The 16,756-nt window shown below is 27.0% G+C and carries 14 protein-coding genes and 1 other annotated feature; of the genes, 12 read left to right on the top strand and 2 right to left on the bottom strand.

Translation table 11 applies throughout. The features are described from left to right. Positions 1-369: 369 nt before the first annotated feature. From ilvA to JWF52_RS01765, 8 genes are all read left to right on the top strand, one after another. A complete protein-coding gene (gene ilvA / locus JWF52_RS01800) occupies positions 370-1,587 on the top strand; it encodes a threonine ammonia-lyase (protein WP_208331643.1) in 1,218 nt (405 codons plus the stop codon). 214 nt (positions 1,588-1,801) lie between these two features. Beyond that, positions 1,802-2,182, top strand: a complete 381-nt coding sequence (locus tag JWF52_RS01795; RefSeq protein ID WP_042275682.1) for a RidA family protein — start codon at positions 1,802-1,804, stop codon at positions 2,180-2,182. 375 nt (positions 2,183-2,557) lie between these two features. Beyond that, the gene (gene sdaAB / locus JWF52_RS01790) at positions 2,558-3,232 is read left to right on the top strand and encodes an L-serine ammonia-lyase, iron-sulfur-dependent subunit beta (RefSeq protein ID WP_208331642.1); all 675 of its coding nucleotides are present in this window, start codon (positions 2,558-2,560) and stop codon (positions 3,230-3,232) included. Positions 3,233-3,253: 21 nt separating this feature from the next. Further along, a complete protein-coding gene (gene sdaAA, locus JWF52_RS01785; RefSeq protein ID WP_042275679.1) occupies positions 3,254-4,132 on the top strand; it encodes an L-serine ammonia-lyase, iron-sulfur-dependent, subunit alpha in 879 nt (292 codons plus the stop codon). A gap of 190 nt (positions 4,133-4,322) precedes the next feature. Then, the gene (locus tag JWF52_RS01780; RefSeq protein ID WP_208331641.1) at positions 4,323-5,468 is read left to right on the top strand and encodes a hypothetical protein; all 1,146 of its coding nucleotides are present in this window, start codon (positions 4,323-4,325) and stop codon (positions 5,466-5,468) included. Between the two features lie 3 nt (positions 5,469-5,471). Continuing rightward, a complete protein-coding gene (locus tag JWF52_RS01775; protein WP_208331640.1) occupies positions 5,472-7,154 on the top strand; it encodes an Hsp70 family protein in 1,683 nt (560 codons plus the stop codon). A gap of 12 nt (positions 7,155-7,166) precedes the next feature. Further along, complete coding sequence (locus tag JWF52_RS01770; RefSeq protein WP_208331639.1) at positions 7,167-8,774, top strand: hypothetical protein; 1,608 nt, start codon at positions 7,167-7,169, stop codon at positions 8,772-8,774. A gap of 2 nt (positions 8,775-8,776) precedes the next feature. Continuing rightward, on the top strand, positions 8,777-10,744 hold the full coding sequence (locus JWF52_RS01765; protein WP_208331638.1) for an MBL fold metallo-hydrolase: 1,968 nt from the start codon (positions 8,777-8,779) through the stop codon (positions 10,742-10,744). A 47-nt stretch (positions 10,745-10,791) separates the two neighbouring features. Here JWF52_RS01765 and JWF52_RS01760 read toward each other — a convergent pair whose 3' ends face one another. Next, complete coding sequence (locus tag JWF52_RS01760) at positions 10,792-11,037, bottom strand: hypothetical protein (protein WP_208331637.1); 246 nt, start codon at positions 11,035-11,037, stop codon at positions 10,792-10,794. A 175-nt stretch (positions 11,038-11,212) separates the two neighbouring features. Beyond that, positions 11,213-11,424, top strand: a binding site (T-box leader). A 250-nt stretch (positions 11,425-11,674) separates the two neighbouring features. Here JWF52_RS01760 and argH point away from each other — a divergent pair. After that, positions 11,675-12,991 (top strand): argininosuccinate lyase, encoded by a 1,317-nt coding sequence (gene argH, locus JWF52_RS01755; protein ID WP_208331636.1) that lies wholly within the window; start codon positions 11,675-11,677, stop codon positions 12,989-12,991. A gap of 168 nt (positions 12,992-13,159) precedes the next feature. Further along, positions 13,160-13,498 carry a DUF2325 domain-containing protein gene (locus tag JWF52_RS01750; protein WP_208331635.1) on the top strand — a complete coding sequence of 113 codons (339 nt, stop codon included), beginning with the start codon at positions 13,160-13,162 and terminating at the stop codon, positions 13,496-13,498. 25 nt (positions 13,499-13,523) lie between these two features. Here the strand turns inward: JWF52_RS01750 and JWF52_RS01745 are convergent, their stop codons facing one another. Then, on the bottom strand, positions 13,524-14,852 hold the full coding sequence (locus JWF52_RS01745) for a D-alanyl-D-alanine carboxypeptidase family protein (RefSeq protein ID WP_208331634.1): 1,329 nt from the start codon (positions 14,850-14,852) through the stop codon (positions 13,524-13,526). Positions 14,853-14,932: 80 nt separating this feature from the next. On the opposite strand from JWF52_RS01745, the gene JWF52_RS01740 reads away from it, so the two are divergent. Next, on the top strand, positions 14,933-15,592 hold the full coding sequence (locus JWF52_RS01740) for a helix-hairpin-helix domain-containing protein (protein WP_208331633.1): 660 nt from the start codon (positions 14,933-14,935) through the stop codon (positions 15,590-15,592). 87 nt (positions 15,593-15,679) lie between these two features. Further along, entirely contained in the window at positions 15,680-16,720 is a 1,041-nt protein-coding gene (selD, locus tag JWF52_RS01735; RefSeq protein ID WP_208331632.1) for a selenide, water dikinase SelD, read from the top strand. Positions 16,721-16,756: the final 36 nt, after the last annotated feature.

Raw genomic sequence — 16,756 nt, 5'->3', positions numbered from 1 at the left:
AATAAATTTTTAAAATAAATATTATAAAAGAATTAAAAAAAGTTAAAACTAAAATTGAAATTAATATTTTAAAAAAGACAATTGATTAAAAAAATATATAATTAATACAATATTAATAAAATTAGGTGAAGTTTTTAAAAACTTGATTTTTCAATGGTTTAGAATGATAATGCTTAAAAAATAAAATTAAAATATAAAACATAATTTAATTTTTAATATTCAATTATTTAATTTTTTTATATTTTTAGACTTATCTAAAAATTAAAAAATAGCGTTTTCATGTTGATTTTTGTAAAAAAAGATTATAGAATATAGGTGTTAAGAGAAATACAAAATACAAAATTTGTTTTACAGGGAGAGTAAAAAATTATGGCAAAAGTTACTTTACAAGATATAAATGAAGCTAGAGAGACAATTAAAGATATCGTTAAAAAAACAGATGTATTAGAAAGTGTAAAGCTTAGTCAGATGACTGGGGCAAATGTTTTCTATAAATGTGAAAATCTTCAAAAAACAGGTTCTTTCAAGGTAAGGGGTGCTTGTAATAAAATCGCAAATTTAACAGAACAAGAAAAGGCAAACGGTGTTATAGCATCAAGTGCAGGAAACCATGCACAAGGTGTTGCATTAGGTGCTAAAATGAGTGGAATAAAAGCAACAATAGTAATGCCAGCAACTGCACCACTTGCAAAAGTTACAGCGACTAAAGGATATGGAGCAGAAGTAGTATTAAACGGCTTAGTATATGATGATGCTTATGCAAAAGCGGTTGAAATACAAAAAGAAACCGGAGCTACATTCTTACATCCATTCAATGATAAGCATGTTATCGCAGGACAAGGGACTATGGCTCTTGAAATATTCGAACAATTAAATGAAAACGTTGACACAATACTTTGTCCAATTGGTGGAGGAGGTATAATAGCAGGGGTTGCTGTTGCTGCTAAAGCTTTAAATCCTAACGTAAAAATAATAGGAGTTCAAACTGCAAATATACCTTCAATGCATGAATCGATGAAACAAGGTAAAGTAACTACAGCATTTAATGATACTACAATAGCAGACGGTATAGCTGTTAAAACACCAGGGGATCTTACCTTTGAAATAATAAAAGAATTAGTTGATGAAGTAGTTGTAGTAGAAGAAAATGAAATAGCTCAAGGTATGTTATTCTTAATGGAAAATCAAAAAGTTGTAGCTGAAGGTTCAGGAGCAGTAACTACAGCGGCCTTATTAAATAAAAAATATGTACCACAAGAAGGGGAAAATGTAGTTTGTATAATATCTGGAGGTAATGTGGATGTTAACACATTATACAGAGTAATAGGGGCTGCTTTAACTAAAGAAGGTAGAAGATATTCATTTAACACAGTAATTCAAGACAAGCCAGGTGGACTTGCTGAATTAACTAAGATAATAAGTGAAAATGATGGAAATATATTAAGTGCAAATTTATCAAGATTAACAGTTGGTGGTAATTTAGGGGAACAAACAGCTGAATTAACATTAGAAACATTTAATAATGAACATATATCTAAACTAAAAGAAGCTATAACTAAAGGTGGATTTGAAATAATAGAAATGTAATATTTGTACAAATACACAGATAAATATACAAAAAACAATAAAAAATATTAAAATATGTTAAAAAAATGAAAATAAAATGTGGTATAAAAAATAATTATACTTTTTATGCCACATTTTAAAAAATATATATACATTAATGCATATATAATAGTATAATAGTATATGAAAACGTGTACTTTATATTAAAATATATATTTACTAGGAGGACTACAATATGAAACATCAAGTAATACATACAGATAATGCACCTAAAGCTATAGGACCATATTCTCAAGCTGTTAAAGCTGGAAATATGTTATTTGTATCTGGACAAGTTCCATTTGTACCAGAAACTATGGAAATAGTTGAAGGAGATGTTAAAGCTCAAGCAGCTCAATCTTTAAAGAATGTTCAAGCTATATTAGCTGAAGCAGGATTAGATTTTTCACATGTAGTAAAATCTACAGTATTCATAAAAGATATGAATGAATTCGCACAAATAAACGAAGTTTATGCTGAATACTTCGGTGATAACAAGCCAGCTAGAGCTTGTGTAGAAGTTGCAAGACTTCCAAAAGACGTTAAAGTTGAAATAGAAGTAATTGCTGTAATATAATTCTTTTTAATAATTATAAAATGACCAGTACAAACTGGTCATTTTATAATTATTTTCAGTGCATAATAGTGTATATGCAATCATTTTATTAATAAATTTATAAATATATCTAAATAGTTAATTAGTAAGATTTAATAAGTATTTACAAAATCTTATTTATATATATATAGTTTACAATTTATCTAAAATAATCAATGAATTATATGACATCTTTAGATAGATACTATTTATGCAAAGTGAAATATAAATTATTTTATATTTAAATTTTGGGTATATAGATATCAATAAGACATCAGAAAATTATCTAATGATTAAATCTAAAAGGTATATTGAAATTAATAAGACATTTTTAAGACAAAAGAAAGAGGTAATATAATGGCTAAAGATTATAGTGTATTTGATATCGTAGGGCCTAATATGATAGGACCATCAAGTTCCCATACTGCGGGAGCTGCAAGACTTGGAAAAACTGCTTCGAAAATAGCAGGAAAATCTATAAAAGAAGTTAAATTCTATCTTCATGGATCTTTTGCTGAAACTTATAAAGGTCATGGTACAGATAAAGCATTAGTTGGAGGAATCTTAGGATTTCAACCAGATGATGCTAGAATAAAAAACTCTTTTGAATTAGCTGAGCAAGCTGGAGTTAAGTTTGAGTTTATAAAAGCTAACTTAGGTGATGATGTACATCCTAATACTGTTAAAATGGAAATGTTATTAGAAGATGATACAATATCAACTGTAAAAGGTGCATCTATAGGTGGAGGAAACATAAAGCTTACAGAAATGGACGGATTAGCATTAGACTTTAATGGAGCAAGAGCAGCTGTAGTTTTAGAAATAAAAGATATCCCTGGTGCAATATCATTTGTAACAGGATTACTTGCTCATAACAATAAAAATATAGCAACAATGTCAACAAACAAACCAGCTAAATCTGAATATACATTCTTAACACTAGAGACAGATGATCAATTAGAAAAAGATTTAATAGATCAATTAAAGAAATTTGAAGTAGTAGCTAAGGTTGTAGTTTTAGACAAATTCTAATGAGTAAGGAGAGATAAAAAAATGAAATATAACTTCACAAGCGGAGCAGAATTATTAGAAAAATGTAATGAGCTTAAAATGCCAATACACCAAATATGTTTAGAGAGAGAAGCTGAACTTGCAGGATTATCTACTGAAGAAGTAAGAGAAAAAATGAGAGTTAGTTTAAATATAATGAAAGCAGCTATAGAGAAAGCCATAGAGGAAGATATAAAGTCTATGGGTGGACTTATAGGTGGAGAAGCTAAAAAGTTAACTAAATACAGAGGTTCATCTAGAACTGTATGTGGAGAATTAATGAATAAAGCTATGGCTGCTGCTATGGGTACTATGGAAGTTAATGCTTCTATGGGATTAATAGTTGCTGCACCAACAGCAGGGTCTTGCGGTATACTTCCAGGAGCTGTTGTTACTATAGGTAAAGAATACGGATTTAATGATGAAGAAATGATAGATGCGTTATTCACTGCATCTGCAATAGGTGTTATAATAACTAGAAATGCTACAGTATCTGGTGCAGAAGGTGGATGTCAAGCTGAAACTGGAGCTGCTGCTGCAATGGCATCAGCTGGTGTAGTAGAGATGATGGGTGGTTCACCTGAGCAAGCTATACATGCTGCATCTCATTGTTTACAAAATGTTATGGGACTTGTATGTGACCCAATAGCAGGTTTAGTTGAAGCACCTTGTCAAGGAAGAAATGCAATAGGTGTAGCAAATGCTTTAATATCAGCAGAGTTATGCCTAGCTGGAATATTAAACATAATACCATTTGATGAAACAGTTGCTGCAATGTACAAAGTAGGTAAAGAACTTCCTATGGAGTTAAGAGAAACTGCATTAGGTGGAGTTGCTGCTACTTGTACAGGATGTTCTTTAACTACTAAAATATTTGGATAATACAAATAATTAGTAAAAAATAAATTAACACTTGAATATAATTAAGGAGTAGACGTTAATCTACTCCTTTTATTATTACTATAAAAAAGTTATTATAGGAAAAAAAGAAGGTATTTAAGGAAAAATATCGAAGTTTATTAGTTGGTAAACTTAATTAAGTAAAATAAAGTGCAGGTTGTGGGAGGTAAAATTGGGGAATTTAAAAATAGGAATAAAGGATGTAGTTAATGAATTAGGTATAAAAAATAATAGAAATGAATTTATAAATGAATTAACTTTATTTTTGAACTTAATTGCATTTGATAAAAACTCAGGAGAATATTATGATGTAATGAGGTTAAGGTTTTATGAATATATGAATAAGTGGAATCTAGATATAGAAAAAAGCTTTTCTATAATAGCTAAATATGTAAAATCTCATAAATTACCATATAAAATTGTTAAAGATGAAGGATTTGAAGGTATAAAAAGTGAAAAATTTATATTATCTATATTTGTAGAATTATATCTTATGATGATCGTAGTAAATAACGATGAGCCATCAAAAGAAAAATTAAAAGCATTTATACATAGCGAACTTAATAAAAATAAAATTAACTTAAATGAAAAAGATATAGTTATATCAGATTTTGATCATTTATTTAAAGATAAAAAACTATTTTTCATATGCAAAAAGTCTTTAATTAATAAGCGAAAAGAAATAAAATTAGCTTTTGATGAAACTGTAAAAGCCATAGAGAATAGAAATAATATAAAGTTAAAACTAAATTATATAATACATAAAAATAATGACTTTGGGGAAAACGTAATCCTCAAAAAGGACGAAAAAATAGAACAAATTGATGAATTAAAATGGCAGATAGAAAAATTAAAAAAAGATATAGAATTAAATAATTTAATTATAAATGAATACATTGACAAAGAAGTAAGCCTTAAGAATGAATTAAATAAACTACAGTTAGAAAATATAGAGCTAATTGGGTACGCTAAAGAGCAATATTCAAAAGCTTTAATTGATTTGGTACAAAATATGAATGATTCAACAAATGGTAATTTATTAGATAGACTTTATTGTTATTCAAAAGGAAAAGAAGAGACTAATCTAATGTTTGTTGCAACAAATTTGTTTAATGTGCTAAGAGAAATGGGGATTTTTCCAAGAGAAACCATAAGAGTCGGTGATAATGTAAAAGTAGAAGAGTATTCTTTTTATAACTATAGGCTAAATAAAGATATATCAGACATTAACTCATGTGAAGGTAAAGTATTGTATCCAGCATGGTTTTACAATAATAAAGAGATATTAAAGCCATATGTAAACATTAAGGGGGAGTAAATTATGAATAGAGAATCAGGAAATGATATTTACTTTGGTATTGATTTAGGAACAACTAATACTGTAGTTTCAAAGGGAAATTTATTATTTAATGGATTGATACAATCTCAGATTATACAAGTTATGCAAGTTGACGAAAATAAATCTCCTACAATGGAATTTATATTACCTTCAGTATTATATGTTGATGAAAATGGAAAAGAGTATGTTGGGAAAATTGCTAAAGAAATAAAATCGAAAGCATCTAAAAAAGTTTTATATAATACAAAGAGATATATAGGAACTAATAAAAAATGGTTATTAGGAAACTATGAATATAGTGCTAAGGATGTAGCAAAGCAAATCCTTAAAGCATGTAGAGACTCTATGAAAAGATATAATCAAGGTAACGATGTCGATAGTGTAACAATAACAGTACCTGCATCTTTTAATACAGATCAAATTAAGGATACAAAAGATGCAGCACTAGAAATCGGATTCAAAAATGTAAACCTTATACCAGAGCCTACATCAGCTCTTATCGATTTTATAAATGAACAAACAAATTTAATAGAGAGTCAAAGACAAGTTGATTTAAGTAAAAGTACGAGAATATTAGTATTTGATTTAGGGGGAGGTACATGCGACGTAGCTGTTGTAGATGTAATACAAAATGGAAGAAAAGTTGAATTTACTGAAGTTGCAATAGGTAGATATGATGAGCTAGGAGGCATCGATTTTGACAATAAAGTTGCATTAGTTAAGTTAAATGAATTCTTAGAAAGATATAATTTAAAATATAGTGATATAAATAAAGAAGATAGAGAAAATATGGTAAGGCATTTAAGAATATTTGCAGAAAAGGCAAAGGAAAGAATATCGTCGGATATAGAGATGAACTGTTATTTTGGAGAAAGCTTTGACCATTATATAATGGATTTTTATAATAATGATCATGTTCAGTTTTGTATAAATAAAGATGAGTATGATGATGCAATAAAAGATTTCTTTACAAAATCTACGCCAACTAATAAAAGACTTGATGAAGAAGCTCAAAAGAATATAGTTGACCCTATATTAAATACATTGAGAGACTATGATATAAGTAAAGGTAGTATAGATTATTTATTTTTAACTGGAGGAATGACAAAGTATCAATTAGTAAGAGATAAAATTAAAAAAATATTAAATCTTGAAGATGAACAAGTTATAAACTCTGCAGATCCGTTAATATCAGTAGCAAAAGGAGCAGCTATATATGATTATTATGAAACCATAATAAACAGGCCTAATTCTATAAATAAATCGGCAGATAAAATTACGGATATAAAGAAAGATAAAAAATTCGAGTTAACAAGGGTACTAGCAGAGGCAATAATGATAGATGTGAAGCAAGGTCTACCAGTAGTTATAATTAACTCAAACCAAGAAGTACCATACGAAGGTAAATTAGAAGGGGCATTAAAAACTACGAGTCCATCAGGGGTAGAAATAAATCTTTATGCAGGAATAGACCAATATGACTCTAAAATGAGGATACAAAGAAAATATAAGGCTTATTTTAAAACTCCTAAAAAGCCAGGAACACCAATGGATATAAATTTTTCAATAGATAAAGATAAATATTTAAAATTATCAGTAGATGTAGATGGAGAAAAAATAGAATTAAAACAAGAAGTGGACTTAAAAGAAAAAGAAATTATATAAGGGGGGATTTTTGTGATATTAAAAAGCTTAGAAGATTTAGAAAAATACAGAAATAATATGAGTATCTCAAAGCCTTCAGTTAGTTTGAGTGATATAAATGAGGTAAGTGAAGGTGGTGGCGAAAGTACTAATAACTGTAATAATAAACTATTTTATTGGAACTTTAAACCATATTATATAGAAGAATTATTAAGAGCTTATGAGAAGCTTACATTAGGAGGAATAAATTCAGGAAAATTACATGAATTGGAAATGGACTTAAGATTCATTTCACAAGATATGATGGATGAAAATACATGCCCTATAGAAGCTATATTATATGCATCAAAAACTATTAACAATATATTAATTAATAATAACTTGCTAATAGAAACAATCGGAAATGTTATAGCAGAAATTTATAGCAAAAATAAAGAAGAATATAAAGATACGATTAGATTTATATTATATGAATGGTCATGGTCAACTCAGATTATGATTTTAATAAATGCTTGCGGAAAAATAAATGATACAGAATTTTTAAAGATTATTTTTGATAGACATACTAAAGGAGATACTAGATTACAAGCCTTAAAAGCTTTTATGAATAAAAATGATGATATATGTATAGATTATGCTTTAAAATTAATAAGCTTGACACAGGAATCAGATAATACAGAAGTTCAAATGGCTAAGTACTTTATACATAACTATACAAAAAGCTTTGGAAATAAAGCTATAAAAAAAGCAGAGAAGTATTTAGAAATACCAAGTATAAATAAAACTGCTAGAAAAATAATAAGTAGAACTATACCATCGGGAGCTAAAGATGAATCTGTAACTTTAGATGCTATGATAAAAAAAGCTAAAAATTGGGATTTAGAAAGTGACTTTTATAGCTCGTTTGAAGAGTGGATGAATAATAGTAACACTAGAAAAAATGCATTTTTAGCAATAAGATACTCTAATTCATCAAAAGTTGAAGATATGGTAATAGATATACTTAATAGATATTCATGTAACTCTATAGAGATAGGTACAGCTTTGGTGACATTAGCCCAATGGGGTTCTAGGAAAGGTTTGAGTCCTAGATTTTCAGATTTAATAAATAAAAATAAAAATGATATTACTAAAAAAGTATATTGCAGTGCAGCTATGTGTAGTTTAGGGGATGAAAAAAATGCGATAGAGTTGATAAGAGAGTTTTTAGAGGAAGACTATTATGAAAGTAGACAGGTATTTTCTATAATAAGAGACTGTGCATATAAGAGTAATCAACTTTTAAGATATGCAATAAAAACTATTTATGATGAATATTTAAACAGTGATGATGAGACGAAAATTATAAAGGCTATAAATGGCGCATATGAATTATGTGATAAACCGAAATTTAATTTTAAAGAAGTTGCTCTTTCATCTATAAAAAAATCTATAGGTTTAAATGGCAGTTCTAGTATAGAATATTCTGATAATATATATATGGCTTTAATAAGCTTGATAGAGAGATTACTTAATGATAAAAATAAAGATGAATTTATAGATATATTATTTTTTATAATTGAAAATGAAAAATGTAGCCCAAGGATAAAATTTAAAGCAATATCCATGCTAAAAAGATTGAAAGTAGATCCACCAAAATAATTATGTATATATATAAAGATACTATAGTTAAAAAAACATATGTTGAAAATATAGAGAAAGAAATAATTTATACAATGGGAAGTTCTAAATATGATGATATAAAAAATATAAAAGAAGTTGATTACTTTATAGAAAATATATCTTATATTCAAAGAGGGAAGAAAGATTTTTTAGAAGTATTAGCTTATACAAAGTATAAATTAGGTGAGTATTTACTATCTTTTCAATATGGATTAGAAAGTTCTTCTTTTAATAAAAATAGCTTGGGGATAATATATTCTATATTATCATTATTACATTTAAATTTATACGAACAAGCAGAGTATATGTTTAAGGAAAATGAAGAAAGAATAATGGATATAATAAATTCCAATAAATGTGATATAGATGATTTTATAGATTTATTAATTTATTTTAGAATATCTTTAAATCCATCAGATGATTTAAACTATAAGATAGATAGTATAAAAGATAAAAGAAAAAAATATTTATATATACTAGTTAATTTTATCGAAGAAATAAAAGATAATATAAACAAAGAAATAGAAAAATCAAATGGTCTAGAATTAGAAAAATTTATAGCTTTATATAAAGAGTATTTATATGAAACTATAAATATATTAAAAGAATTAAAATTAGAAGAATTAGTCATACTTTATGAATCAAAGATAGATAATTTTGATAATAAAGAAATATATAGTGAAGTGGCATGTGACAATCTACCTAAGTATATTTGTAAATCATTATTAGGTATAATAGATTTAAAAAAGATTAATTATAATCATATGCCTAAGAAAATAAAAAAATATGAATTTAAAGATAATTTTTTAGAAATTTATAGTTATAAAGGAAAATCTTCAGTTAGCATGCATATTTTGAAAATAAAAGATGAATACTTAATATTAGATTGTGGAGCAGAAATAATAAATTCAGAAATTAAAAAAATTAATATAGAAAAATTTTTAGGTGAAAACAATATTCCTAAGAACAAGATAAAATCATTAATAATAAGTCATGCCCATTTAGATCATTATGGTAGTTTAGATGTTTTACAACCATATGTAAATGAAATTTATATGACTAAGGATACTTACAATATTATTAATGTTGTATCAACTGGTTATGATATAGATTTTAATAAGCTAGAAATAAAAAAAGATGATGAACAGTTTATGATTAAAGGATTAAGAGTAACTTTTTTCTCTTCTAATCATATAAAAGGTTCAGTTGGAGTTTGTATAGAGTATGAAGGCAAAAAAATAATATATACAGGAGATTTTTCTTTTAACAGACAATCTACTACTAGATATATTGATGAAAAAAACTTTGTTAAATTCAAAAATGCAGATTATCTTATTATGGAAACAACCTATGGAAATAAAAGAATTACCTTACCTTATAGATATAATAAAAAACTATTTAATTACTTTACTAATTTATCTGTAAAAAATAAAAAAAGAGTACTAATTCCATCTGCAACTATTGGAATAACTCAAGAGTACTATGATTTAATAAAAAATAGCACAACTAAAGCAAATATTTTAATAGATGGATTAGCTGTTAAAGTTAATAAGTATTATAATAAAGTAGATAAAAAAATTAATATAAATAAGGAAATTGACTATAAAAAACATAGGTCTGTTTATGAAAAGTACTATGAAAATGATGTGATAATTGTAAGTGGAGGGATATTAAAAGATAAAAGTATATCAGAAAGCTACTATAACTTAGTTTTAGAAGATAATGATATAGTAACTATTTTAAATTGTGGATGTATGGATAGGGAGATAATAAAAAAGAGACTAAAACCGTATGATACCATTAAAGTAAATTTAATTGAAATAAGCTTATCATCACATGCTCAATATGAGGATTTAATAAAAACTGTAAATACAATAAAACCTAAAAATTTAATAATGGTACATGGAAATGGAATAAAATTATATGATGACTTATGTAATGATATATAATGTGGTATAAAAAAGCTTCTTATAATTTATAAGAAGCTTTTTTTATATTAGTAGTTTATATCTGCAGGTTTTATATTGTTTTTATCACTAGAACTGCAAGGAGTAACACCATAAACCATAAAGCAGTGTGGACATTTATCTACATGAGTTTTCATAGTAAATGATTTAGAACAATTAACACACTTTATTTCATGATGAGTTCTTAAAGGAAACTCACCTTTACCCTTACTTCTCACTAAATCAACTACATTTTTACCATTATTTTTATCTGTATTAGAACATCCGCAACTCATAATAAATCCTCCTAAAAAATTTATGTATAATTTTATATATAAAATTATACATACCCTTTAGATAAAAGTCTGTAACAAATGATACACTTTAATATTAAAAAATCAAAGTATTAAAAACAAAAAATATATTGACTATTTTGAATTTTATAATTATAATATATAAAAATGCAAAAATAAAAATCCAGCGAAAAAGAAAGTAAATATAAAATAAGCTACAGCGAGTTAGGGTTGGTGTGAGCCTAATAGTAAATTTTATAATGAAGAGAGCTTTAGAGGAGGATGCTTGAAATTTTAGTATGGCATTCGGTCTGTCTCGCCTTAAGAGATTAGAGTGGATAAGTTTTACTTATTAATTAGAGTGGTAACGCGGAATATTTCGTCTCTTGGTTTTATAACCAAGGGGCTTTTTTGATATTTTAAATTACTTATTATATAAGTATTATTATCAATAAGAGTGGTAACACGGATTGAAAATTCGCCTCTTGGTCTAAAGACCAAGAGGCTTTTTGTTTAAATTTTATTTGGAGGAGTAATTATGGATAAATTTGTAATATAAACTTAACACTTACAATATTGGAAACAATATCTGTATATACTAAAAAATACACAAAATAATATATAATACGAGGTGAATAATATGAAACTATGGGGTGGACGTTTTAGAAAAGAAGAAAATAAACTTATGGAGGAGTTTAATAAATCATTTGATTATGACAATGTTTTATATAAAAAAGATATAGAAGGAAGTATTGCTCATGTATATATGCAAGTTCATTGTAAATTATTAACAGAAGAGGAGGGAATAGCTATAACAGATGGATTAGTTGGCATATATAAAGATATTTTAAATAGAAAATTATTACTAGAAGGAAACTATGAAGATATACATAGTTTTATAGAAATAAATTTAATAAATAGAATTGGTGATATAGGAAAAAAACTTCACACATGCAGAAGTAGAAATGACCAAGTTGCTACTGATATGAGATTATATGCTAAAGAAAAAACAATTAATATAATAAGCTTAATATCTGATTTTAAAAATACTATAAAAGAAGTTGCATATGAAAATCCAGTTATTATGCCTGGATATACTCATCTTCAAAGAGCTCAGGTAGTTACTTTTAAACACCACTTAATGGCTTATTACAGCATGTTTGATAGAGACGAAAAAAGACTTAAAAATGCTTTAGAAATATTAGATGAATCTCCTTTAGGGTGTGGGGCTTTAGCTGGAACTACACATAGTATAGATAGAAATATAACTAAAGAAAAATTAGGATTTAAGCGAATTGTAGAAAATTATATAGATGGAGTTAGTGATAGAGATTATTTATTAGAATTAATGAGTGATTTTTCAATAATTATGATGCATTTAAGTAGACTTAGTGAAGAATTAATATTATGGAGTAGTCAAGAATTTCAATTTGTAGAAATCGATGATTTATATACTACAGGAAGTAGCATAATGCCTCAAAAGAAAAATCCTGATGGGGCAGAATTGATAAGAGGTAAAACAGGGAGAGTATATGGTAACCTTTTTGGACTTTTAACGGTTATGAAAGGACTCCCGCTAGCTTATAACAAAGATATGCAGGAAGATAAAGAAGGATTTTTCGACAGTGTAAATACAGTTGAGATGTGTGTTTCAATAATGGAAAAAATAATATCTACTATTAAGGTTAATAAAGATAAAATGAAAGAAGCTGTTAAATCTGGATTTTTAAATGCTACAGAAGTTGCAGATTACTTAGTTAATAATAATATTGCATTTAGAGATGCTCATCAAATAGTTGGAAGCATTGTAATATACTGTGAAGATAACAAAAAGGCAATAGAAGATCTTACTATGGATGAGCTATTAAAATTTTCGGATGTATTTAAAAATGATATATATGATTTTATAGATTATGAGAGTATATTAAATAAAGGGATAAAAAAACATTTAAAATAAATAATAGCCATACTAATTTAAATTAGTATGGCTATTATTTATTTTGTTAAATATAAAAAAGTTAAATAAAAATGATAATTAATATCAATAAGCATTGACAAAGGGGTTTTATAATACTATCATTAATAATAAAGATACTAATTACTAATATGAAAGGGGCGTATATTAATGAATTTAGTAGTAGTTGGCGGACACGAAAGAATGGAAAAAGATTATATTAATATAGGAAAACAAAAAGGATATAAAACTAAGGTATTTACAACTATGTCATCAAAGTTTAATAACTCAATCGGAAAACCTGATGCAATAGTCATATTTACTTCAGCTGTTTCACACAAAATGACTTCGATAGCGGAAAATCAAGCTAAAAAAAATGATATATTAATAGTAAGACATAGAAATAGCAGTAAAATTGCATTTAAAGAATGTTTAGATAGAATAGATGAATGTATTGGAAATTGTAAAGAATGTAAATATAATAAAATTAAAAACATAAAAAAAGGATAGCTACTAATAGTTGCTATCCTTTTTATTATCTTCTTCTTCTGCTATGTTTACCTCTTTTTTTTGAATATATATTTCTATTATATGGTTTTCTTTTTTTTCTTCTTTTTCTCATTATAACAAATGCTATAACAATTATTACTAATGATATAACTATTAATGTAGCTAATTTTATTATTGACATAACAGCTTTATTCTCAGTTATAAAAGCAAATACACTGTTGACATTATTTTTAGCTATTAAATCTATTGAATGTTCAAGTTTACCTGAATTATATACATCTAAAGTACCGACTTTATCACCTTTTCTAATAGGTAACTTAGTTCTTGCTAAATTAGCTTTTGTAGTATAGCTACTTTCCTTTTGACCTTTAGGTAAGACACGTTTATAACTATACTCTGGCTCATAAGAAAGCTCTTTTTGTTTACTAAGGAAGATCTTCTTAGTACCAGCCTGTTTTTCTTTAGTAACAATAGTAGTAGAATAGAAATTTTCATATCCATAATCTAATAATGTTCTAGAATCTAGATATAAATCATTCCCAGTAGTTTTGAAGACAGCAGAGATAAGCCTCATATTATCTTTAACAGCACTAGATAAAAGGCATCTTCCGGCATCATCAGTATATCCAGTTTTTATACCATCAACTATATCATACTTAATATCGATTTGATTTCCTTTATAATTAATCTTTTCATTTGAAGTCAGAAACTTGTTAGTATTTACAAAGTATCTTTCGTGAGGATATGATTCACTAGGTTGATAACTAATAGACTTAGTTTTAACAATATTTCTAAAGATTTCATTATTCATAGCTTCTCTAGCCATAAGAGCCATATCGTAAGCTGTAGTATAATGGTTTGTATCTGGCAATCCATGAGGATTGTTAAAGTGAGTGTTTTTAGCACCGATTGCTTTAGCTTCTTTATTCATTAGTTCAACAAATTTTTCTACTGATCCACCACCTACATATCTAGCTAATACAACAGCTACATCGTTAGAAGAGTGAACTAGTAGGGCGTCTAATAATTGTTTAACATTGAAAGATTCACCGTTTTTTAAGTACATACTTGAGCCATCCACAGGTGGCAAGTCCTTAATTTCTACAACTTGACTTAAATCAGGAACATGTTTTAAGACAACATAAGCTGTCCAAGCTTTAGTAGTAGAAGCTGGGTAAAGTTTTGAAGAACCGTTTTTATCATATAAAACTTTTCCAGTTTCGTAATCCATTAAAACTGCATGTTCAGCTGTTAGATTGGGCTTAGCATTATTTGCAAATGAGATATTTGCAGTACTTAAAAATGAGGTAAAGGCTATAAGACATGACACTAAAAGAGATAAAATTCTTTTCATGTATTAACCTCCAAATTTAAAACTTATATTTTAGTATAACATATTTTTGTCAATAATTAAAATAAAGGAGTGATTAAAATTTGAAAAAATTGGGTAATATTATTATATTTTCTTTGATAATAATCTTAAGTATAGGAACAATTATATATAAAAATAGCAAAAAATTAGAAGATAATATTTACGTAGTTAGTGAGAGTGAAGAGAATAATAAACAAACAATTTCAAAAAATAATAAAAAAAATAATGATAAAATAGAAGATATAAAGGTTGCAAAAAGTAATAAAGATGTAAATAATAAAGTTGCGACTATATATATTAGTGGTGAAGTTAATTCGCCTGGTGTAGTAACTATAGATAGTGATAAAAGGTTATCTGATGCAATAGACAAATTAGGTGGGCTGACTAAGGAAGCTGATTTTAATAGAATAAATTTAGCTATGAAAATAGAAGATGAGAAACATTATATAATACCTAAAATAGGCGAAGAGCTAGAGTTTAATAATGAAGAATCAAATACTATGAAAAGTTTTGAAAATAAAGACAGTAATAAAATAAATATTAATACTGCTACAGTACAAGAATTAGATTCTTTGCCTGGTGTCGGAGAAGCAACAGCAAATAAGATACTAAATTATAGACAAGAAAATGGAACATTTAAATCAATAGAAGAAATAAAAAATGTAAATGGAATAGGTGAGAAAAAATATGAAGATTTAAAAGATGCTATTTGTATAAATTAATATAACTATACAAGTTTAAATCTATTCAATAAACATATTAAAGTGTGATATTATAGGAATATAATAATTAGCTAAAGGAGTAGGGTTATGCAAATTTTAAAAAGGCTTACTGAAATGACGACTTCAGGTGGCTGAGCGGCTAAAATAGGGCCAGAGGTTCTGGCTTCAGTTTTATCACAGCTTCCTAAAAATGAAAGTACAGATAAATTATTAGTAGGATTAGAAACATCAGATGATGCAGCTGTTTATCAATTAAATGATGAAATGGCTTTAATACAAACATTAGACTTTTTCACGCCAATGATAGATAATCCATATGTATTTGGTCAAATAGCAGCTTCAAACTCTTTATCAGATGTGTATGCTATGGGAGGGACTCCTTTAGTTGCAATGAATATAGTTTGTTTTCCATCTTGCCATGATATGAATGTGTTGGCAGAAATATTAAAAGGTGGATTTGATAAAGTAAAAGAAAGTGGAGCGCTTTTAGTTGGCGGACATACTGTGGATGATAAAGAGCCAAAGTATGGACTTTCTGTATCTGGTATAGTAAATCCAAATAAGGTTTTATCAAATGCAACTGCTAAAGTAGGAGATAAATTAATACTTACTAAACCAATAGGTGTAGGAATATTAAATACTGCTATGAAAGAAAACTTAGTGGACAAAGATATATCTGATAAAGTAATTGAGGTAATGGTACACTTAAATAAATATGCGGCTAAAAGTTTTGAAGATATAAATGTAAATTCAGCAACAGATATAACTGGATTTGGCCTTTTAGGACATACTCTTGAAATGGCTAAAGCATCAGATGTAAGTATTGAGATAGAGGCTAGAGAAGTTCCTATATTAGACGGTGCAATTGAAATGGCACGGATGGGAATTATACCTGCAGGAATGTATAGAAATAAAGAATATATATCAAAAGATGTTGATATTAAAAATATAAAACTAGAAATAGAAGATATTTTATATGATCCTCAGACTTCTGGAGGATTATTAGTATCAGTAAAACCAGAATTAGCACAAGAACTTGTAAAAGATATGAAAAAGAATGGTTCTATAGAGGCAAAAATTATAGGTACTGTAAAACAAAAATCTGAAAAATATATTACGGTTATATAAATAACCGTAATTTTTATATATTAACAAGGAAAGGGT

It is taken from the genome of Clostridium sp. CCUG 7971 (genome assembly GCF_017590215.1).
Taxonomy (GTDB): Bacteria; Bacillota; Clostridia; order Peptostreptococcales; family Peptostreptococcaceae; genus Faecalimicrobium.
The sequence above is the reverse complement of the archived record's forward strand: the minus strand, read 5'-3'. Positions and strand labels throughout refer to the sequence as shown.